We start from the raw sequence: 18,720 nt of genomic DNA on the forward strand, positions 1-18,720 counted from the left end.
GGCGCTCCCCGCGCGGCGGCTCATGCGGCTCCCCGCGCGGCGGCTCATGCGGCGCCCGGCGCGGCGGCTCATGCGGCGCCCGGCGCGACGGGCGGGAGCGGGAAGTGTGTCATCGCGCCGTCACCGTGTGCAGGGCGGAGATGATGAGCGCGGTGGAGGCGGCGCCGGGGTCCTCGTGGCCCACGCTGCGGGGCCCGAGATAGCTCGCCCGCCCCTTGCGAGCCTGCATCGGGATCGTCGCCTCGGCCCCGGTGCGGGCCGCCGACGCCGCGGCGTCGATCGCCTCCGCCGGGTCCTTGCCATCCCGTACGGCCTGCTCCAGTGCCCGCACGGCCGGGGCGAGGGCGTCCACCATGGTCTTGTCGCCCTCGGCGGCCGACCCCAGGTTCCGCACCCCGGCGAGCCCGGCCTCCAGGGCGGCGTGGAGCTGCGCGACGGACACCTCGGGGGTGTCGCCCAGCGCCTTGCCCGCCTCACGGAACGCCGTACCGTACAGGGGGCCGGACGCCCCGCCGACCTTGCGGATCAAGGTGTTGCCGACCAGCACCAGCAGCGATCCGGGGGTGGCGGGCTCTCCGGCGTCCAGCGCCTTGGTGACCGCGGTGAGCCCCCGGTCGAGGTTGGCCCCGTGATCGGCGTCGCCGATCGCGGCGTCCAGAGCGGTCAGTCGTTCCTTCTGGGCGGTGACGGTCCTGGCGGTCTCCTCGATCCAGGCGGTGAAAAGGGCGGTGTCCATCGCGGTGTTCATCTCATCGTCCGTGTCGGTGTTCGTGGCGGTGTGCGGGGCGCTGTTCGCCTCGGTGCGCGGGTCGGCGTCCGTGCCGGAGGTCATCAGCGGCCCCAGCGCAGTGCGGGGGTCTCGACGGGGGCGTCCCAGAGCCGGGTGAGCTCCTCGTTCAACCGGCAGACCGTGATCGAGAATCCCTGCATGTCGAGGCTCGTCACGTAGTTGCCGACGAGGTTTCTTGCCGCCCGCGCTTTTTTCTCCGTCAGGTGGTCCACGACGGCCGCGTAGGCGATGTACAGCTCGATCAGCGGCGTGCCGCCCATGCCGTTCACCATGACGAGGGTGTCGCCGGAGATCGGCAGGTCCTCGTGGATCGCGTCCATCGCCAGGTAGACCAGCTCGCGGGCCGGGCGCATGGCCGAACGCGTCCGGCCGGGCTCGCCGTGGATGCCGATGCCCAGCTCGATCTCGGTGTCGGCGAGGTCGAAGGTGGGCACGCCCGCCGCGGGCGTGGTGCAGGGGCTCAGCGCGACCCCGAAGGAGCGGCTGCGGGCGTTGACCTCCCTGGCCACCCGCGCGACCTCGGGCAGCGGTGCGCCGGTCTCGGCCATCGCCCCGGCGATCTTCTCGACGAACAGCGTGGCACCGGTGCCCCTGCGTCCCGCCGTGTAGAGGGAGTCGCGCACGGCCACGTCGTCGTCGACCAGCACGCTCTCCACCCGAACCCCCTCCTCACTGCTCAGCTCGGCGGCCATCCGGAAGTTCAGCACGTCGCCCGTGTAGTTCTTCACGATGTGCAGGACCCCGGCCCCGCCGTCCACCGCCGCGGTGGCCTCGATCATCTGGTCGGGTACGGGAGAGGTGAAGATCTCACCGGCGCAGGCCGCGTCGAGCATGCCGTACCCCACGAATCCGGCGTGCAGCGGCTCGTGCCCCGACCCGCCGCCGGACACCAGGCCCACCTTGCCGGGGCGCGGCCCCGAGGCCCGGAACACGATCTGGTTGTCCACGTCCACCCGCAGCCCGGGATGGGCCGCCGCGACGCCGCGCAGCGCATCGGGAACGACTGACTCGACATCGTTGATGAGCTTTTTCACAGTTCCCAAACTCGCCCTGTTCGCGGGCGATGGCAAGCATCGGCCGCGGAAGCCCTCTCCTCCTCGGCTCGCGTCGGGGCGAGGGCGGGGTCGGTACGGGGCCTGGCGACCCGGTTCGACGGGAGTTGACCGGGTGTGCACGCGAAGGTGGCGGCGGCGGTGGCGGTGTAGGAAGATCTGCCCAGTTCTTATCCCAGCTGGAGGCGTCATGTCGGTGTTGCGGAACCTGGTGGAGAGCATCCGGAACGGTGGGATCGAGGTGATCGACCTGACGGCGCCGCTGTCGTCGGAGACGCCGATCCTGCGACTGCCGGAGCCGTTCGGCAACACCGTCCCGTTCACGCTCAAGGAGATCAGCCGCTACGACGACCGCGGCCCCGCGTGGTACTGGAACGACATCGTGACCGGTGAGCACACCGGCACCCATTTCGACGCGCCCGTTCACTGGGTCACCGGCAAGGACGGCGAGGACGTCTCGCAGGTGCCGGTCGAGCGGCTGATCGCCCCGGCCGTGGTCCTCGACTTCGCCGCCCAGGCGGCCGAGGACGCCGACTTCCTGCTGGAGATCGCGCACGTCAAGGCGTGGGAGGAGGCCAACGGGCCGCTGCCGGAGGGCGGATGGCTGCTCTACCGCACCGGCTGGGACGCCCGCTCCCACGACCAGGAGCGCTTCCTGAACGCGAGCGAGACAGGCCCGCACACGCCCGGCGTCTCGGTCGAGTGCGCCCGGTGGCTGGCCGAGGAGACCTCGATCGCCGGCCTGGGCGTGGAGACCGTCGGTACCGACGCGGGGGCCGCGCACGGTTTCGACCCCGCCTTCCCGTGCCACTCGTTCCTGCTGGGCGCGGGGAAGTACGGCCTGACCCAGTTGCGCAACCTCGACCGGCTCCCGGTGACCGGCGCCGTGGTCGTCGCGTCGCCGTTGCCCATCGTCGGAGGCTCGGGCAGCCCGCTGCGGGTGCTGGCCCTGGTCGAGAGGTGAACGTCGCCGGGGTGGCGGGGCGGACCCTCGCCTCACTCGGCGCGGCGGGATCGTGATGGCCCGAGGAGGCCTTCCGGGGCGCTGAGGTCCGGTCACGCGAGGGTGTCGGGAAGAGGATCGGGGGAGGTCGGGCCGGGGAGAGAGCTGAGGTACGGTTCAGCCATGGCTGAGATCGTGTATCCCCCGGTCATCGGGGCGGCGTTGACCGTGTTCCGCGCGCTGGACCTCAAGATCAGTATCGAGGGCGCCGAACATATCCCGCGGACCGGCGGAGCCGTGCTGGTCAGCAATCACATCAGCTATCTCGACTTCATCTTCGCCGGCCTGGCCGCGCGTCCCGCCGGGCGCCTGGTGCGTTTCATGGCGAAGAAGGAGGTCTTCGACCACCGCATCTCCGGGCCGCTGATGCGCGGCATGCACCACATCCCGGTCGACCGCGCGGCCGGGGCCGCCGCGTTCGGCGCGGCGCTGAAGTCGCTCAGGGGCGGCGAGGTCGTCGGCGTGTTCGCCGAGGCCACGATCAGCCGGTCCTTCACGGTCAAGGAGATCAAGAACGGCGCGGTCCGGATGGCCGTCGGCGCCAAGGTGCCGATGATCCCGGTCTCCCTGTGGGGCACCCAGCGGTTGTGGACCAAGGGCCACCCCAAGAAGCTGCTGCAGCGGCACGTGCCGATCACGATCCAGGTCGGCGAGCCCATGCACCCCCAGCGCGGCGACGACTACGACGCCGTCACCACCGACCTGCGCGAGCGCATGGCCGAGATGCTCGACAAGGCGCAGCGGAGTTACCCGGAGATCCCGCAGGGCGTCTGGTGGCAGCCCCGTCACCTCGGCGGCACCGCGCCCACCCCCGAGGAGGCCGCCAAGCTGGACGCCGCCGAGGCGGAGGCCAGGACGGCCAGGCGCATCTCATGACGGCCCGCCCCAGGTCATAACGCCTCGCACACCGATGCGCACCGGCCTGTACGGGCGTGTACGGGCGTGTACGGGCGCGCGACGGTGATCGGCGTGCCGGGCCGGAAACCGCGGGCGTCGCGTACGAGCCGCGAGCGCGGGTGCGGGTATGGGCGTCGCACGCCGTCGCACGCCAGGGGAGCGCGCCGGTGGAGCGGCCCGGCAGGAAACGGGTCGGCGGGAACGGGTCGCGGGCCTGAGGTGCGAATCACGAAATTCGTGCACAAGTCGCGAACAGGTGGTTCGCAAGTGGTGTGCCGCATCGTGTTCCCATGAGCAACGCCTTCGAGGACATAGCGAACGTCTTCCAGCCGGCACCGGCCCCCGGTCCCGGGCGCACGCCGGGGAAGGTCGGCATGACCATCCTGCTGATCCTCTGGGCGGGCCTGGGCGTGCTGCCCTTCGTGTCCGCGGTGTCCGGCCTCAAGCTCGCGACGGGCTCCATCGGCGTCCCCGGCACGCTCACGGTCATCTCGTGCGAGGACCTGGGCCAGGGGCGCTACGACTGCAAGGGCGGTTTCGTGCCCGACGGCGGCGGCGACGCGATCCCGGTCGACGCCTCGCCCGACTCCACCGCGGGAGACGTCAAGCGAGCCCAGCTCACCCCCGAGGGCGACCGCGCCGTCCCGACCGGCACCTCCGGCGTCCTCGCCGCGCTGACCATGCCGTTCCTCGGCGTCGGCGTGCTGGGCTTTTTGCCGTACGTGCTCCTCTACGTTCTCAAGGCGCGTCGCGGCAGGCGCGCCGCGGTGGCCCTCGGGTGCGTCCTCACATTCGTCTCGCTCGCCGGTGTCGTCGTCGGCATGGTCGCCGCCTACTCCTGAGCCGCCCCCGGATCACGGCTCAGGATGAGGTCGCCAGGTCGCCGGCGGTCTTCAGTCCGCCGCGTTCGCCGCCCGCCACTCGCCGCCGCGGAGTGTGAGGCGACGGAGGAAGGGCGCCTTCACCGGGAGGCCCTCGCGTCGCGCAGGAACTCCGCGTAGTCCCGGTAGTACTCCGACTCGTCGTAGGGTTCCGACACCAGCCACAGCCCCACCGCGTCGGGGGTGAAGTTCACCATGTCACGCCAGATCATCGGGACGACGTAGAGCCCCCGGCTGGGATGGTCCAGCACGAACCGCTCCTTTTCGAAGCCGTCGTCGACGATGACCTCGAAGCTGCCGTGCATGGCGATGATCAACTGGCGAAGCCGCCGGTGACCGTGCGCGCCCCGGGCCACGTTCTCGGGGACATGGTGGATGAAGTAGGCCCTCTTGATGTCAAAATCAACGTCTTTCCCGCCCTCCACCACGGTGAGAAGGCCCCGAGGATCGGAATGCTCGGGAAGCTCCACCATTCGACACCGGTCGATTTTTCCGGCCGCCTGGCCGCTGTCCACGGTATTGCGAGGATTCATCGATTCCCTTGCTGTCCGGACCGCCGGGCGGCGTGTCCCAGTCGTGCTCGCCGTTCCGGCAAGCCGGGGCCTCTTGCCTGATCGTAAGTAAACATCCTTCGGCGGGGGAGAGCACGACCGTCGCGTCGACCGGCTCGCCGCCTCCGGCGGCCCGCGACGCGGGTGCTCGGGTTCCCCTCGGCGAGTGCCGTCGCCGGGTATCCGCTCCGAGAGCTGTCCGGCGGCATGACCGCGCCGGCCCCGGACGCCGGGATCGCCACGCCGGAGGCCCGTCTCCCCCTTCCGGACCCGGACGGAAGCCCGGAAGGAGATTTGTTCTAATTCGCGAAATGTGGGGTTGAGCTGGTGAGAGGTCCGGTTCTGATGGCCCGTCGCCTGTTTCGCCCGCATGGCTTCTCTGGAAGCGGGCAGTCTTCCTCGCGCCCCTCGATGGAGGACCACGACCGGGCGGTGGTCCTCGGTCTCGGCGGCGGGCGTGAGCACCCCTTCGACGCCCCCGCTGGTCCGGATCAAACCAGATGGAGGACAAGGTGACGCTAAAAAATCCCGACAGGTCCGACGCGATGTCGTCGAGCGGATCCGGCGGACAACCGTGGCGCATCCCACGCCCGATGGTCCTCGCCACCGCCGTCGTACTGGCGGCGTCGGGCGGCGTCGGGGTGTCCTCGGCGTCAGCGGCATCGCCGCCGCCCGCCCCGACAGAACCGGTGACGCCGACCCCCAGCGTGACGGTGACGGTGAGCGAGACACCCACGCCGACCCCGACCCTGACCGTGACGCCGACGCCGGAACCCACCGCCACGACGCCGCCGCCTCGGGTACCGCCACTGGCGTTCCCGGGCACGCTGCACGGCGAGTTCGTCCTGCCGGCGAAGGACGGCTGCGGTTTCACGGTGTTCGCCCAGACCGGTGAGGCGACCGCTCTGGCGGAGGACTCGATCACCGTGAGAAGCCAGGACGGCTTCGAGAAGGTCTATGCGATCGCCGACTCCACCAAGGCCCTCTCGGGGCGGCGGGGCAACGTGGTCAGGCAGGGCGACTGGGTCTCGGTGACCGCCACGACCTCGGGCGAGACGGCCACGGCCGCCTACGTCTTCGACCTGACGCGGCCCAGCAGGAAGTTCTGGCGCGGCGGCGACTGGTGGTCCGTCAACCAGTGGCGGCCGGGCGGCAGGTGGCGCACGCCCGCCATCTGCCCCACGCCGCCCGTCGCGACCCCCACGGTGCCGCCGCCCACGGAGACCCCGGCGCCTCCCACGGAAACGCCGGTGCCGCCCACGGAGACACCGGTCGTCCCCACCCCCGAGCCGACCACCACCGTGACGGAGACCCCGACCCCCACCCCGACCCCGACCCCCACGCCGACTCCCTGAGCGTCCTGGGACCGAACGCGGGCCCGGCCCGCATGGCCGCGTCGTGGATCCCGGGGTCGTCCGGCACGAGGTGACGGGCCTTCCGGCCACGCGCGGCCCGGGACGGCGGCGCCCGGGTCCCGGATCCGAGACCCGGGCGCCGCCGTCCCGCCGCGCATCCCGCCCGAGCGTCGGGTGGGGCGGGACGGCGAGCCGGTCGCGGCGTCGCGCGAGGGCGTCGGGGTGACCGTGCCCAGCCGTACCCGGTCGTGTTTGGCCGTGTTTGGCCGGTCCGCACTCGGGTAGCGATGGTCGGCCGGGGACTGACAACTCCCCGAGTGTAAAGAATGACCGAAATGCCGCGATGGGGTGGTGGTTGGCTGGGCAGGTATGGCGTCCGAGAATTCGGGTCGCCGATGGCGTGTTCTCGCCGCCGTCGCCGGCCGCGTCCAGGACCTGGTCGCGCGAGGCCATTCGCCGATGTCGTGCGAATAACCGGGCTTTTCTGAATAGGCCCCCCTCGGCAGGTCTGTTAATTTCCGTCTTGTATGGCGGTGAACAACCGGGGAACGGCGCTTTCCCCGAAGCGGCGACGCTCGGCGTCGCCGATGATTGGAACGTTTTATTAACGCGGGCCGATGTCTTTGATTCGCGATTCCGTGATCCGGCGCCGTGAACGGCGTGCGGGAGCCGGCCGATATTGGCCGAAATCCGGGGTCGCCTCGCTCGGTCACGCCGGGCCGCCGGTCGCCCGCCGCGGCGATCACCCCCTCACCAGGCCGGAGGTGGCGGATTTTCCGTGGTCGGCAGCCCCTCCGGCCCCTGCCGCCGGGCCCTTCCCTCGGATTCTCCCTGGGCGGCGCGTGCTGGACGAAACGACGCAGCGTGACGAATTATGTCACGTTAAAAACCGGTATTACGTCAAGAGATTTATTCTTCTTGGCTGCTGATTAAGCGTGATCGTGCCATTCATGGCTGACTTGCCACATACGCGATGATTTGCTATATGTGTAGAGAAGGAGGGCATTCTTAAATCAAGATCACGTATACGATCGTGCCGAATAGTGATCATCCGGAATTGATGGTTTTGGTGCGGCGCATCCGTTCCGCCTCTCGGCCTCGCCGGTGAAACGGTGGTCCATCGGGAAAGGGAAGGCAGGGTGACAGGCGACCGTGACGGCCCCGTCCGTGGTCGGCCGGGTTCTCGCAGAGGGCGCCGCGAATATTGGGTGTGAAATGGGTTTTGATGGGATAAGGCGAGATGATCCGATTAGATTGCCGTTAACGGGAGTGTCGAGGCGCTTATGCTGTTTCGTATTCTGGGTCCACTTGAGGTGTTGATCGGCGACACACCGGTCGTCGTCGGTAAGAACCGGCAGCGCATCGTTCTCACGATGCTCCTGGCCAGTGCCGGCCGCATCGTGACGGTCGGGGAGATCGTGGAGGCCCTCTGGGCGGGCAGGCCGCCACGGACCGCCGCCGAGCAGGTGCAGACGTGCATATGGCAGTTGCGCCGCTCCTTCGCGCTCGCCGGAGCCGTCGCCGATCTCATCGAGACGACGTCACCGGGCTACGCCCTGCGCGTCGATCCGCAAACCGTGGACGCGCACCGGTTCAACGAGCAGGTCGCCGACGCCCGCTCGCTGGCCGCGCAGGGCGATCGGACGCTGGCGGCGTCCCGATACCGCTGCGCGCTGTCGCTGTTCCGCGGCCCGGTGCTCGCCGAGGTCGACAGTCCCGCCGTGCAGGCCATAGCCGCCAAGTGGGAGGAACGGCGGCTGTCGGTCATCGAGGAGTGCATCGACCTGGAGCTCCAGTGCGGTCGCGGCCGGGAGCTGATCGACGAGCTGATGGTCCTGGTGGAGCGGTACCCCCTGCGCGAGGGCCTGCGCGCGCAGCTGATGTACGCGCTGTACTGCGCCGACCGGCGGGCGGAGGCGCTGGAGGCCTATGCCGCCGGGCGGGTGCTCCTCGTCGACGAGCTCGGCCTCGAACCCGGCCCGACCCTGCGGGAGATGCACCAGCGCGTCCTGGCGGGCGAACCGGTCCACGTCCCCGAGGACGCGCCCGTCAACGTGCCCGCCCAGCTCGTCGCGGACCTGCCCGACTACGTCGGCCGGCCGGAGCACGAGCGCCGCATCCACGCCGCGCTGACGGCCGACAGCCACGGCGCCCGCATCTGCGGCGTCTACGGCAAGTGGAGCTCGGGCAAGTCGGCCATGGCCCTGCACGTGGCCCACCAGCTGCGCGACGAGTTTCCCGACGGGCAGCTCTACGCCGACCTGCGAGGTTCCCGGCCCGACCCGGTCGACGTCGGCGACGTGCTGTCCTGCTTCCTGCGCTCCTTCGGCGTCGCCGACACCGCCATCCCGAAGGAACTCGCCGAGCGGGCCGCGATCTACCGCAGCCTGCTCGACCGCAGGCGCGTGCTCATCATGCTCGACGACGTGCTGGGGGCCGGTCACGTCTGGCCGCTGATCCCGGCCACGCCCGAGGCCGCGCTGCTGATGACCAGCCGGTCGAACCTGTCCGACGTCCCGGGCAACTTTCCCGTCGAGGTGGGCATGCTCACCGTCGACCAGTCGGTCGAGCTTCTCCGCAAGGTCGTGGGGGTCCACCGCATAGCGGCGGAGCCCGAGGCGGTGGACCAGGTGGTCGGCGCGACCGGCAGGCTGGCACTCTCGGTGCGTGCCGCCGCGGCGCGCCTGGCCTCCCGTACCCACCTCAAGATCGGCCGTCTCGCGCAGCGGCTGAGCGACCCGGACCGCCGGCTGGACGAGCTCTCCCACGGCGCGTTCGACATGCGCTCCTACCTGGCCCCCAGCGTCGAGGCCCTCGACCCGGGCGCGCGGCGGGTCTGGTACGCGGCGGGCATGCTGCAGGTGCCCGACTTCGGCGCCTGGGTGGTCGCCGCGGCCGTCGACGCCCCGATCTCCGAGGTGGAGCCGATCCTGGAACACCTCGTCGACCGGGGGCTGCTGGACGTGGCGGGAACCGACCACATGGGGGTGTTGCGCTGCCGGATGCACCAGCTGATGGGGCTGTACGCCAGGGAACGCTCCCTGAGCGAGCTGACCACCGCGCAGCGGACCGGCATGCTCGACCGTGCCACGGACTGCTGGCTGGGTCTCGCCCAGGGGGCCGAGCGGCTGCTCAAGGGCGAGGCCGGGGGGTCCGGCCTGATCGAGTGCCCGACGGCGGTGTGCGAGCAGATGATCGAGATGGTGACGTCCGATCCGGGTGCCTGGCTCGAACTCGAGACCGAGGGGCTGCGGTTCGCCGCCCGCCACCGCGGCCGGCTGTCCCGCGTGCCTCCACCGGCCCGTTCCAGGCTCGGCCGCCGGGAACTCGGCATCGCCGCGGTCGGGGCGGACGCGGACGACCAGGACGGCGTCGCGGCCGTGCCGTCCGCGAGCTGACGGCCGTCATGCGCAGCGAGAGCCGTCGCCACACGAAACCGGGGCCGGTGCGCGGGTCCCGGCCGGGCCTTTGGATGTGCGGGACCCGGACGAGGTCACCGGCCCGGGGCCGCGTCCGGAGGCCCGCGGTTCGGGTGCCCGCCGTTCAGGTGTTCGCTCCACGGATGCCCGCTCTGTGGACGCCCGCTCCACGGATGCCCGCTCTGTGGACGCCCGTTCTGCGGATGTCAGCCGTCCGGAGGGCCGGCGGGCGCCGGGGCGTACGCCCCGGCGCACGAGCCGGTCGTGGCGGTCCACCCCTTCGTGCCGATGACGTGTTCCAGGGCCGCCGTGATGCGCTCCAGCTCCCGGTCGGGGAGGGCGTCCGCGAAGATCTCCGAGACCGCCGCGTCGAAGACCGGCTTGGCGGCCTCGAGGGCCTTCTCTCCGGCCGGCGTGAGCTCGGCCCAGGTGGCCCGGCGGTCCTGGGCCGACATCACCCTCCGGACCCAGTCGCCGGGCTCCTCCAGCTTGGCGACGAGCCGGGTCACCCCGCTCTTGGAGAGCATCAGGTCGCGGGCGAGCTCGCCCATCCGGGCGCGCCCGCCGTGCCGTTGCAGAACGGCGAGCAGCTCGTGCTCCGCCAGCGTCATCCCCGCCCGTGAACGCAGGACCGAGTCGAGGTGCGCGTTCGTCATCCCGTTGAACCGGAAGATCGCGGCCCAGGCCGTGACCTGCCGATCCAACCGATGTTCGTCCATTTTCCCACCATATCGCAACAGTTGACTCGTGCACTATTACCCTTATACCGTTGACTTAGGAACGGTTGTCAAATGAACAGTTGAGAGGTGTGCTAATGAACGCCCGAATCGCAGTGATCTATTACTCGGCGACGGGAAACGTGCACGCGCTCGCCGAGGCCCTGACCCGTGGCGTCGCCTCGGCGGGAGCGGAGGTCCGGCTGCGCCGGGTTCCCGAGCTGGCACCCCGTTCGGCGATCGACTCCAACCAGGCCTGGCGAGAGCACCTTGACGCCACCACGCACATCGAGGAGGCCACCGTCGACGACCTCGTCTGGGCCGACGGGTTCGCCTTCGGCACGCCCACCCGCTTCGGCAACGTCAGCTCCCAGCTCAAGCAGTTCCTCGACACGACCGGCAAGATCTGGCAGGAGGGCGAGCTGACCGGCAAGGCGGCGACCGGATTCACCAGCAGTTACGAGGTCCACGGAGGGCAGGAGACCACCCTGGTCGCCCTCTACAACGTGATGCACCACTGGGGCTCGATCATCGTCCCCACCGGGTACGCCGACTACGACCTCATCCACGCCGCGGGCGGCAACCCGTACGGCATCAGCATCCGCGACGGCGACGAGAACCTGGCCAAGCACGTGTACGCCGCCGCCGAGTACCACGGTGCCCGCTTCGCCCGGATCGCCGAGGCGCTCAAGCCGCTGCGAGCCGCGGCCTCGTGACGTACGGCCCCGACACGACAGGCACCACCCGAGGCCGCCGGAGCAGCGCTCCGGCGGCCTCGTCGTCTCACGTCCCGGCCAGGCCGGGGTCGGTGAGAGATGGGAAAGAGAGCATCGAGAGCCGACGCTCATAGCGTGAGCTCACGTGATTGCAGGCGGTTCCCGGACATCGTCGCGTACGGGTCCGGACCGGCGCTCCCGGCCAGCAGAGGCGGTATCACATGCGCGAAGCACCGAGTACGAATCAGACCGGCCAGGATGACTTCCGCGCCCTGATGGCGGGCTTCCCCACCGGGGTGGCGGTCGTGACGGTCGTCTCCGCTGACGGCAGCCCCAGAGGCATAACCTGCTCGTCGGTCTGCAGCGTCACGCTTGCCCCGCCCACCCTGCTGGTGTGCGTGCGCAACGCGAGCCCGACCCTGGCGGCGGTGCTCGCCGCCAGGCGGTTCACCCTCAATCTTCTCGACCACAACGCCAGGGCGACGGCCGAGCTGTTCGCCTCCGGCGATCCGCGCCGCTTCGACCGCGCCGAGTGGACGGTCGACGGCCGGGCGTGCGGCCCGCACCTGGTGCGGGACGCCCACTCCATAGCCGACTGCCTGGTGTCGCGCGCCGACCGGGTCGGCGACCACACCGTCGTGATGGGCGCGGTCCAGCGCGTGCTGCGCAGGGAGTCGCGCCGCCCACTGCTGTACGGGCTGCGCCGCTACTCGGTGTGGCCGGAACCGCACGAGCCCGTCCCCGCGGACATCGCCGAACCCGCCTCCGCGGGGCACCGCCACCGGCCCGCGTTGACCGCGGAAACCGCGAGCCACCGAATGTCATGAAGGAGCACAGATGACCAGCTCGACGCGGAGCACCTTCGCCCCGGTCTCCGACCCGTACCAGCACACCGAGAACTTCCGCCGCGCCTTCAACTCCGGTGACGTCGCCGCCGTCGAGGCCGGTCTGGAGGACGGCGCGGTGTTCGTCCGCGGGCCCGGCGATCCCGTCACCGGCGGCGAGGCGAGCAAGGCCATCGCCGACTTCCTCGAGCTCGGGCTGCCCATGGACATCCGCGACCGCCACGTCTACGTCGCGGACGACATCGCGCTGATCATCGCGGACTGGGTCGTGGAGGGCACCGGTCCCGGCGGCGACCACATGCGGATGGAGGGCACCAGCACCGACGTCATCCGGCGCGGCGCCGACGGCCTCTGGCGCTCGGTCATCGACAACCCGCACGGCACCACGCGCCCCGCGGCCTGACCACCCCCTCGACGCCCCGCCCCCCTGAGACCCCAAGGAGAGAACGTGACCATCACGACGCCCGCCCCCGCGGGGGCCATACCCCGGCCTGACTGGTCGGCCAGGCCGGACACGCCGACGGGCTGGATCGACCGCGCCCGGGAGGTGGCCGACGTGCTGAGCGTCGGCGCGGCCGAACGCGACCGCGCCAACCAGACGCCGCACGAGGAGATCCAGATCCTCAAGGAGTCGGGACTGGTACCGATCTTCGGTCCCGTGGAGCACGGCGGCGCCGGTCAGGAATGGCCGACGGCCTACCGGGTCGTACGGGCGGTCGCCTCGGCGGACGGGTCGATCGGCCAGCTGCTGGGCGACCACTACACGTGGTGCTGGCTGCCCCGGTGGCTGGGCACCGAGGAGCAGATCCGGCGGCTGGAGATCGAGGCCACCCGGGGCAACTGGTTCTTCGGGTGCGCCCTCAACCCGCGCGACGCCGACGTGGTCGCCACCGACGAGGGCGACCACCTGGTCTTCAACGGCAGCAAGCACTTCTGCACCGGGGTGAAGGTCTCCGACCACACGGTGCTGGAAGGGGTGCTGAACGGCAAGGACCACGTGCTGGCCGTCGTGCCCACCGACCAGCCGGGCATCATCCACCACAACAACTGGGACAACATGGGCCAGCGCCTGACCGAGAGCGGAGGGATCACCATCCGCGACGTCCGGGTGCCCTGGGAGGACGCGCTGGGCTACCGGGACAAGGTGTTCAGCCCCCGCACCTACGCGACCACGAACGTGCCGACCGGCCAGCTCCTGTTCTGCAACATCTGGCTGGGCGTGGCCGGGGGCGCGCTGCGCGCCGCGATCGAGTACACCCAGACGGGCCGGGGCTGGGGTGGGTACGAGCGCACCGTCGACGAGCCCCGCGTCCAGGACACCATCGGCGACCTGACCGCCAAGCTCTGGGCGGCCGAGGCTCTGGCCGACCAGGTCGCCGAGGAGGGCATGGCACTCCACCGCGACCCCGACTCGGTCACCCCCCGGATACGCGGCGAGTACAAGGTGCGGACCGCGGCGGTCAAGGCGCGGGCCGACGAGGTGGCGCTCGAGGTCACCTCACGGATCTTCGAGGTCACCGGGGCCCGCTCCACCGCGAACCGGTTCGGCTTCGACCGCTTCTGGCGCAACGCCCGCACCCACACGCTGCATCACCCGGTGGCCTACCAGCGCCGCGAGGTCGGCCTGTACCAGCTGCTGGACGAGGTGCCCGAGCCAGGCCGCTACTCCTGACCGCGGCCCCCGAACAGGAAGGACGAACTGCCGTGACCACGATCCCGCACGTGCTCCTCAACGATGGCGTGTCCATTCCGCGGCTGGGGTACGGGGTGTTCCTCATCCCCGCCGACCAGGTGGTGGAGCCGATGACGACGGCGATCGAAGAGGGCTACCGCCTGGTCGACACCGCCGCCGCCTACCAGAACGAGGCCGGCGTCGGAAAGGCGATCGCCAACAGCGAGATCCCGCGCGAGGACTTCTTTGTCACCACCAAGCTGTGGAACGACGCCCACGGCTACGACGAGACCATGCGGGCCTTCGACGAGAGCATGGCCAAGCTCGGCCTCGACTACCTCGACCTCTACCTGATCCACTTCCCGCGCCCCGCGCTGAACCGGTACGTGGACAGCTGGCGGGCGTTCGAGAGGTTGCAGGCCGACGGCCGCGTCCGGTCGATCGGCGTGTCGAACTTCGGCGTCGCCGAGCTCGACCGGCTGGCGGAGGAGTGTTCCGTGGTCCCCGCGATCAACCAGATCGAGCTGCACCCCCTGTACCCGCAGCACGAGCTGCGCGCGGCCCACGCCGAACGCGGCATCGTGACGCAGGCCTGGAGCCCCATCGGCCGCGACCAGGGGCTGCTCCAGCACCCCACGGCGGTGGAGATCGCCCGGGAGTGCGACCGGACTCCCGCGCAGATCGTGCTGCGGTGGCATCTGCAGCACGACATCGTCGTCATCCCGAAGTCGGCCAAGCCCGAGCGCATCCGCGCCAACATCCAGGTGTTCGACTTCGCCCTCGACGAGTCCCAGATGGCGCGGCTGGACGACCTGGGCGCCGAGCAGAGATGCCATCCCGTCCCCGGCACGCTGTTCGACGTGTCGTGACGGCCCCACGCGCGAGGACACGGGAGGAGAGCGCGGTGTCCCCTGAGAAGTCCCCTGAGAACCCTCAAAACCCTCACGGCCCGCAGAAGGTGCGATCACGTGAGGATCTCGTCGGCCCGCTGTTCGGGGCGGCGGCGTTCCAGATGCTCAACGCGGGCTGCGAGCTGGGCCTGTTCGCCCTGCTGCGCGACAAGGGGGAGCTGGCCGCGGCGGACGTCGGCGACGCGCTCGGGCTGGATCCGCGGCCGACGGAGATCCTGCTGCTCGGCGCCACCGCTCTCGGGCTCACCGAGGTGACCGGCGGGCGCTACCGCAACTGCGCGGTGATCCAGGAGATGTTCGAGGACGGCTCCTGGGAGGTTCTGGCCGACATCGTCGCCTTCCAGGCCAGGCTCGTCTATCTTCCGCTGGCCGATCTCGTCGAGTCACTGCGGGAGAACACCAACGCCGGGCTGGAGCGGTTCGCCGGGACGGGCGACGACCTGTACCACCGGCTGCCCGAGACGCCGGAGCTGGAGCAGCTGTTCTACCGCTGCATGCGGTCGTGGTCGCTGCTGTCCAACCCGGTCCTGGTCGCCAAGGCGGACCTCACCGGGGTGCGCCGGGTGCTCGACGTCGGCGGCGGCGACGGGGTCAACGCGATCGAGCTGGCCCACGCCAACCCCGGGGTCGAGTTCACCGTGCTCGACCTGCCGGGCGCGGTGGACATCGCCCGGCGCAAGATCGCCGACAACGGCCTGAGCGACCGCATCGACGTGCGGGTGGGCGACATCTTCAACGACCCGTACCCTCAGGGCCACGACGCGGTGCTGTTCGCCAACCAGCTGGTCATCTGGTCCCCGGAGCAGAACCTCGGCCTGCTGCGCAAGGCGCACGAGGCGCTGCCCGAGGGCGGCAGGGTCATGGTGTTCAACGTGATGTCCGGCGACACCGGCGAAGGCCCGCTCTACTCGGCGCTGGACAACGCCTACTTCGCCACGCTCACCGCACCGCGCAGCATGATCTACAGCTGGAGCCACTACGAGCGGTGGATGCGCGAGACGGGTTTCGACGAGGTGCGCAGGCTCCCCGGGGAGACCTGGACCCCGCACGGGGTGATCAGCGGGGTCAAACGAACCCCCACCGCGGGGTGAGAGCGGAATCCGGACGGGCCGTCCACCCGGGCCCCGTCCGGACCCTTCGTCGCGGAGCTCCGGGCTCCCCGTCGCGGAGATCCGCGCCCTCCGGCCGGGCTCTCCGTCGCGGAGAGCGGAGCGAGAACACGCCGGATTAGCGTCGGAAGCACCCGAACCGGTCCTGCCGTACAGGAGTCATCGAGATGAGTGCCGCACGGCGTGTCGAGGGGATCCTCGACGAGATCCGCGCCATCGCCCCCGCCTGGCGCCGCGCGCTGGACCACGCCGCCCTGCGCAGGCTGCGGGAGCTGACCGCCGAGCTGGCCGCGACGTACCCGGCGGGTGACGCGCGCTACCGGCACGTCGTCGCGGCGGCCGGACGGGACGTGGACGTGCCGCACCGGCGGGTACGCGACCTGGTCGGCGGTCGTACCGTGCTGGTCATCGGGTCCGAGGGGCGTATCGGCGGCGCGCTGGTCGCCGGGCTGGCGGGCCTGGGGCCGGGCAGGCTGCTGACGGCCGGTCTCTCGCCGGACGCCTCGGTGGACGGCGCCGAGCACCGCGCCCTCGACGTCCGCGACCGGGAGCGGGTGTCCCGCCTGATCGCCGACGTCCGCCCCGACATCGTCTTCCACCTGGCCGCGCGACCCGTCACGGGAACGGCCGAGCACGACACCCACGACTCGGTGTGCACCGACGTGCTGGGCACCCGCCACGTCGTGGACGCCTGCGCCGCGGCGCGGGTCGGCATCCTGGTCGTCGCCTCCACCGAGGAGTCCCTGCTGCTCTACGCCCACGACGCCCGGTCGGCCAGCAAGCGGGCCATCGAACTGATCGTCGCCGACGCCGCGGCGCGGGGGCGGGTGAACGCCGTCATCGCGCGTCTCGCGCACGTCGCCGACGACTCACCGCTGCTGTGCCGGTTCCGCCGCTCGTGCCGTGAGGGGACGGTGCTGTGGCTGCCGGCCCCGACCCGGCGATTCCACCTGCAGTCCGCCCGGGAGGCCGCGCAGCTGCTGCTGGTGGCGGCGACCGGCGTCCGTACCGGCGCGGCGGCCGTACACGCCGTCCGCGACCTGGCCCTGCCGGCGACCTCCCTGGACCTGGCGGTCGGGGTGATGAGAGAGGAAGGGGTGACGGCGATGCGCATCGCCGACGACGTGACGGGCAGACCGCCCCAGCACTGCCCGGATCTGACGGGCCAGGCGGGTCTCAACGGGATCAGCCCGCTGTTCAACGCCTTTGAGGCGTCCGGCGCCGAGCGGTCGATCTCGCCGGACGTCGACGTGGTGGCCTGCCGGTTCCGGCTGCCCGCGGCGGCCGTACGGCAGCTCGACCATCTCGACGGCCTCTGCCTGGGCCCCCGGGAACACGACATGGCCGACGCGTTCGACCGGTTCGCGCGCACCCTGCTGGAGGCCGGCCTGGCGCAGACGCCGCGGTCCGTCGTACGCCGCGTCGCGCACCTGAGCGAACCCCATCGCAAGCACATGACGGCGACGGACCTCATGGTCAACGACCGCGTCAGGTGGTGGGCGGCGCGATGAACACCTCAGACACCCCGAACACCCCGGCGCGGGCCCGCCTGCCCAGGACGGTCCTGCTGCTGTGCCTGAGCCAGATCGTCGGATCGCTCGGGCTGGCCGCGGGCGCCACCGCGGGCCCCCTGCTCGCCGAGCTGGTCACCGGATCCGCGGCCTACGGCCCGACGGCGATGGGCGCGCTGGTCACCGGGTCGGCGCTGGCCGGTCCCGCCGCGGGCGCGATCATGCGGCGGCTCGGCCGCGTGTGGGGCCCGGCCGCCTGCAACCTCTGCGCGACCGCGGGCGCGGCCATCGTCGTGTTCTCCGTGCACTGGGGGCTGGTGAGCCTGCTGGTGGGCACCGTGCTCCTGGGCGCGGGCACCACCGGTGTGATGCTCGGCCGGTACCTGGCCACCGACCTCGTCGACGAGCACCGTGCCCCGCAGGCGATGGGGCTGGCGGTCGCGGCCGTCACCGTCGGCGCGGTCCTCGGTCCCGTGCTGCTGGGCCCGACCGGCGCGGTGGCGGAGACGGTGGGCCTGCCCCCGCAGACGGGTCTGCACCTGCTCGCGGTGGTGGTGTTCCCGCTGGCCTCGCTGATCCTGCTCAAGGTGCGCGGGGGCGGCGGCGGGCCCGAGGCGTCCGCGACGGACGTCCCGGCCACCGGACGCGGGTCCGGGCGGCTGCTGCCGCTGCTGGTCCTGGGCACCGGCAACCTGTCAATGGTGGCGATCATGGGCTCCGCGCCGAACCACCTGCAGCACGGCGGGTGGGACCTGCAGGCGGTCGGGATGTTCGCCGCCCTGCACATCGGCGCGATGTTCGCCTTCGCGCCGGTCTCCGCGGCGCTGTGCAGGCGGTTCGGCCCCCGGCCGGTGGCGCTGGTCGCGGCGTTGTGCATGACCGGCTCGCTGGCCTTCGGCGTGCTCGGCGGCGGCGTCGGCTCCGACCTGGCGCTGCTGGCGCTGGTCGGTGTGTCCTGGAACCTGCACCTGGTCAGCGGCAGCATGTGGCTGGTGGAGGTGACGCCCGAGCCGCTGCGCCACCGCGCGGAGGGGCTCGGCGAGCTCGCCATGGGTGCCGCCGCGGCGGCCGGAAGCCTCGGACTCGCCGGGCCGCTGCTCTCCCTGGGCGGGCTTCCGCTGCTCTGCCTGGCGATGGCCGCGGTCAACGTCGCGACCGCCGTGGCGCTCTTCGCCAGGGCGCGGTCGCGGCGCACCCCGGCGGCCCCGATTCCGGTCTCCATGGATTCCTCGAAGTCGTAATGCCCCGGCGCGTACGGGGAAGTTCACCGTCGGAGAGACCGACCACGATTC

The 18,720-nt window shown here is 71.3% G+C and carries 17 protein-coding genes; 13 read left to right on the top strand and 4 right to left on the bottom strand.

The features are described 5' to 3' along the window. Positions 1-109: 109 nt before the first annotated feature. The gene (dhaL, locus tag ACSDR0_RS15035) at positions 110-832 is read right to left on the bottom strand and encodes a dihydroxyacetone kinase subunit DhaL (RefSeq protein ID WP_435289404.1); all 723 of its coding nucleotides are present in this window, start codon (positions 830-832) and stop codon (positions 110-112) included. Next, positions 832-1,824 carry a dihydroxyacetone kinase subunit DhaK gene (dhaK, locus tag ACSDR0_RS15040; protein WP_435289405.1) on the bottom strand — a complete coding sequence of 331 codons (993 nt, stop codon included), beginning with the start codon at positions 1,822-1,824 and terminating at the stop codon, positions 832-834. The genes dhaL and dhaK overlap by 1 nt, the downstream gene beginning before the upstream one ends. Positions 1,825-2,032: 208 nt before the next feature. Here dhaK and ACSDR0_RS15045 point away from each other — a divergent pair, with 208 nt between their 5' ends. From ACSDR0_RS15045 to ACSDR0_RS15055, 3 genes are all read left to right on the top strand, one after another. Continuing rightward, complete coding sequence (locus tag ACSDR0_RS15045; protein ID WP_435289406.1) at positions 2,033-2,806, top strand: cyclase family protein; 774 nt, start codon at positions 2,033-2,035, stop codon at positions 2,804-2,806. A gap of 162 nt (positions 2,807-2,968) precedes the next feature. Beyond that, entirely contained in the window at positions 2,969-3,721 is a 753-nt protein-coding gene (locus tag ACSDR0_RS15050) for a lysophospholipid acyltransferase family protein (RefSeq protein ID WP_435289407.1), read from the top strand. A gap of 311 nt (positions 3,722-4,032) precedes the next feature. Further along, on the top strand, positions 4,033-4,584 hold the full coding sequence (locus tag ACSDR0_RS15055) for a hypothetical protein (protein WP_435289408.1): 552 nt from the start codon (positions 4,033-4,035) through the stop codon (positions 4,582-4,584). 119 nt (positions 4,585-4,703) lie between these two features. On the opposite strand, the gene ACSDR0_RS15060 is transcribed toward ACSDR0_RS15055, so the two are convergent. Next, positions 4,704-5,156: a sugar 3,4-ketoisomerase gene (locus tag ACSDR0_RS15060; RefSeq protein ID WP_435289409.1), complete on the bottom strand. Its 453-nt coding sequence runs from the start codon at positions 5,154-5,156 to the stop codon at positions 4,704-4,706. A gap of 530 nt (positions 5,157-5,686) precedes the next feature. Between ACSDR0_RS15060 and ACSDR0_RS15065 the strand changes: the two genes are divergently transcribed. Further along, the gene (locus ACSDR0_RS15065) at positions 5,687-6,529 is read left to right on the top strand and encodes a hypothetical protein (RefSeq protein WP_435289410.1); all 843 of its coding nucleotides are present in this window, start codon (positions 5,687-5,689) and stop codon (positions 6,527-6,529) included. A 1,316-nt stretch (positions 6,530-7,845) separates the two neighbouring features. Then, positions 7,846-9,927 carry a BTAD domain-containing putative transcriptional regulator gene (locus ACSDR0_RS15070; protein WP_435289411.1) on the top strand — a complete coding sequence of 694 codons (2,082 nt, stop codon included), beginning with the start codon at positions 7,846-7,848 and terminating at the stop codon, positions 9,925-9,927. 227 nt (positions 9,928-10,154) lie between these two features. Here the strand turns inward: ACSDR0_RS15070 and ACSDR0_RS15075 are convergent, their stop codons facing one another. Further along, positions 10,155-10,667, bottom strand: a complete 513-nt coding sequence (locus ACSDR0_RS15075) for a MarR family winged helix-turn-helix transcriptional regulator (protein ID WP_435289412.1) — start codon at positions 10,665-10,667, stop codon at positions 10,155-10,157. A 95-nt stretch (positions 10,668-10,762) separates the two neighbouring features. On the opposite strand from ACSDR0_RS15075, the gene wrbA reads away from it, so the two are divergent. The 8 genes from wrbA to ACSDR0_RS15115 all read left to right on the top strand — a co-directional run bounded on the left by wrbA (position 10,763) and on the right by ACSDR0_RS15115 (position 18,669). Continuing rightward, positions 10,763-11,380: an NAD(P)H:quinone oxidoreductase gene (gene wrbA, locus ACSDR0_RS15080; protein ID WP_435289413.1), complete on the top strand. Its 618-nt coding sequence runs from the start codon at positions 10,763-10,765 to the stop codon at positions 11,378-11,380. Between the two features lie 221 nt (positions 11,381-11,601). Beyond that, positions 11,602-12,207, top strand: coding sequence for a flavin reductase family protein (locus ACSDR0_RS15085; protein WP_435289414.1), 606 nt, complete (start codon positions 11,602-11,604; stop codon positions 12,205-12,207). Positions 12,208-12,217: 10 nt separating this feature from the next. Then, positions 12,218-12,628 (top strand): YybH family protein, encoded by a 411-nt coding sequence (locus ACSDR0_RS15090; RefSeq protein WP_435289415.1) that lies wholly within the window; start codon positions 12,218-12,220, stop codon positions 12,626-12,628. A 45-nt stretch (positions 12,629-12,673) separates the two neighbouring features. Beyond that, a complete protein-coding gene (locus ACSDR0_RS15095; protein ID WP_435289416.1) occupies positions 12,674-13,897 on the top strand; it encodes an acyl-CoA dehydrogenase family protein in 1,224 nt (407 codons plus the stop codon). Between the two features lie 32 nt (positions 13,898-13,929). Beyond that, entirely contained in the window at positions 13,930-14,766 is an 837-nt protein-coding gene (locus ACSDR0_RS15100) for an aldo/keto reductase (protein ID WP_435289417.1), read from the top strand. Between the two features lie 89 nt (positions 14,767-14,855). Continuing rightward, a complete protein-coding gene (locus ACSDR0_RS15105; protein WP_435289418.1) occupies positions 14,856-15,899 on the top strand; it encodes a methyltransferase in 1,044 nt (347 codons plus the stop codon). 185 nt (positions 15,900-16,084) lie between these two features. Next, a complete protein-coding gene (locus tag ACSDR0_RS15110) occupies positions 16,085-17,428 on the top strand; it encodes an NAD-dependent epimerase/dehydratase family protein (protein WP_435289419.1) in 1,344 nt (447 codons plus the stop codon). Continuing rightward, the gene (locus tag ACSDR0_RS15115) at positions 17,425-18,669 is read left to right on the top strand and encodes an MFS transporter (protein ID WP_435289420.1); all 1,245 of its coding nucleotides are present in this window, start codon (positions 17,425-17,427) and stop codon (positions 18,667-18,669) included. The genes ACSDR0_RS15110 and ACSDR0_RS15115 overlap by 4 nt, the downstream gene beginning before the upstream one ends. Positions 18,670-18,720: the final 51 nt, after the last annotated feature.

Source organism: Streptosporangium sp. G11, from assembly GCF_051192615.1.
GTDB lineage: Bacteria > Actinomycetota > Actinomycetes > Streptosporangiales > Streptosporangiaceae > Streptosporangium.

Excerpts from the sequence above, each read along its gene's own strand:
- dhaL (WP_435289404.1), bottom strand. The coding sequence starts at position 832 with ATGACCTCCGGCACGGACGCCGACCCGCGCACCGAGGCGAACAGCGCC.
- ACSDR0_RS15045 (WP_435289406.1), top strand. The coding sequence starts at position 2,033 with ATGTCGGTGTTGCGGAACCTGGTGGAGAGCATCCGGAACGGTGGGATC.
- ACSDR0_RS15050 (WP_435289407.1), top strand. The coding sequence starts at position 2,969 with ATGGCTGAGATCGTGTATCCCCCGGTCATCGGGGCGGCGTTGACCGTG.
- ACSDR0_RS15055 (WP_435289408.1), top strand. The coding sequence starts at position 4,033 with ATGAGCAACGCCTTCGAGGACATAGCGAACGTCTTCCAGCCGGCACCG.
- ACSDR0_RS15060 (WP_435289409.1), bottom strand. The coding sequence starts at position 5,156 with ATGAATCCTCGCAATACCGTGGACAGCGGCCAGGCGGCCGGAAAAATC.
- ACSDR0_RS15075 (WP_435289412.1), bottom strand. The coding sequence starts at position 10,667 with ATGGACGAACATCGGTTGGATCGGCAGGTCACGGCCTGGGCCGCGATC.
- wrbA (WP_435289413.1), top strand. The coding sequence starts at position 10,763 with ATGAACGCCCGAATCGCAGTGATCTATTACTCGGCGACGGGAAACGTG.
- ACSDR0_RS15085 (WP_435289414.1), top strand. The coding sequence starts at position 11,602 with ATGCGCGAAGCACCGAGTACGAATCAGACCGGCCAGGATGACTTCCGC.
- ACSDR0_RS15090 (WP_435289415.1), top strand. The coding sequence starts at position 12,218 with ATGACCAGCTCGACGCGGAGCACCTTCGCCCCGGTCTCCGACCCGTAC.
- ACSDR0_RS15110 (WP_435289419.1), top strand. The coding sequence starts at position 16,085 with ATGAGTGCCGCACGGCGTGTCGAGGGGATCCTCGACGAGATCCGCGCC.
- ACSDR0_RS15115 (WP_435289420.1), top strand. The coding sequence starts at position 17,425 with ATGAACACCTCAGACACCCCGAACACCCCGGCGCGGGCCCGCCTGCCC.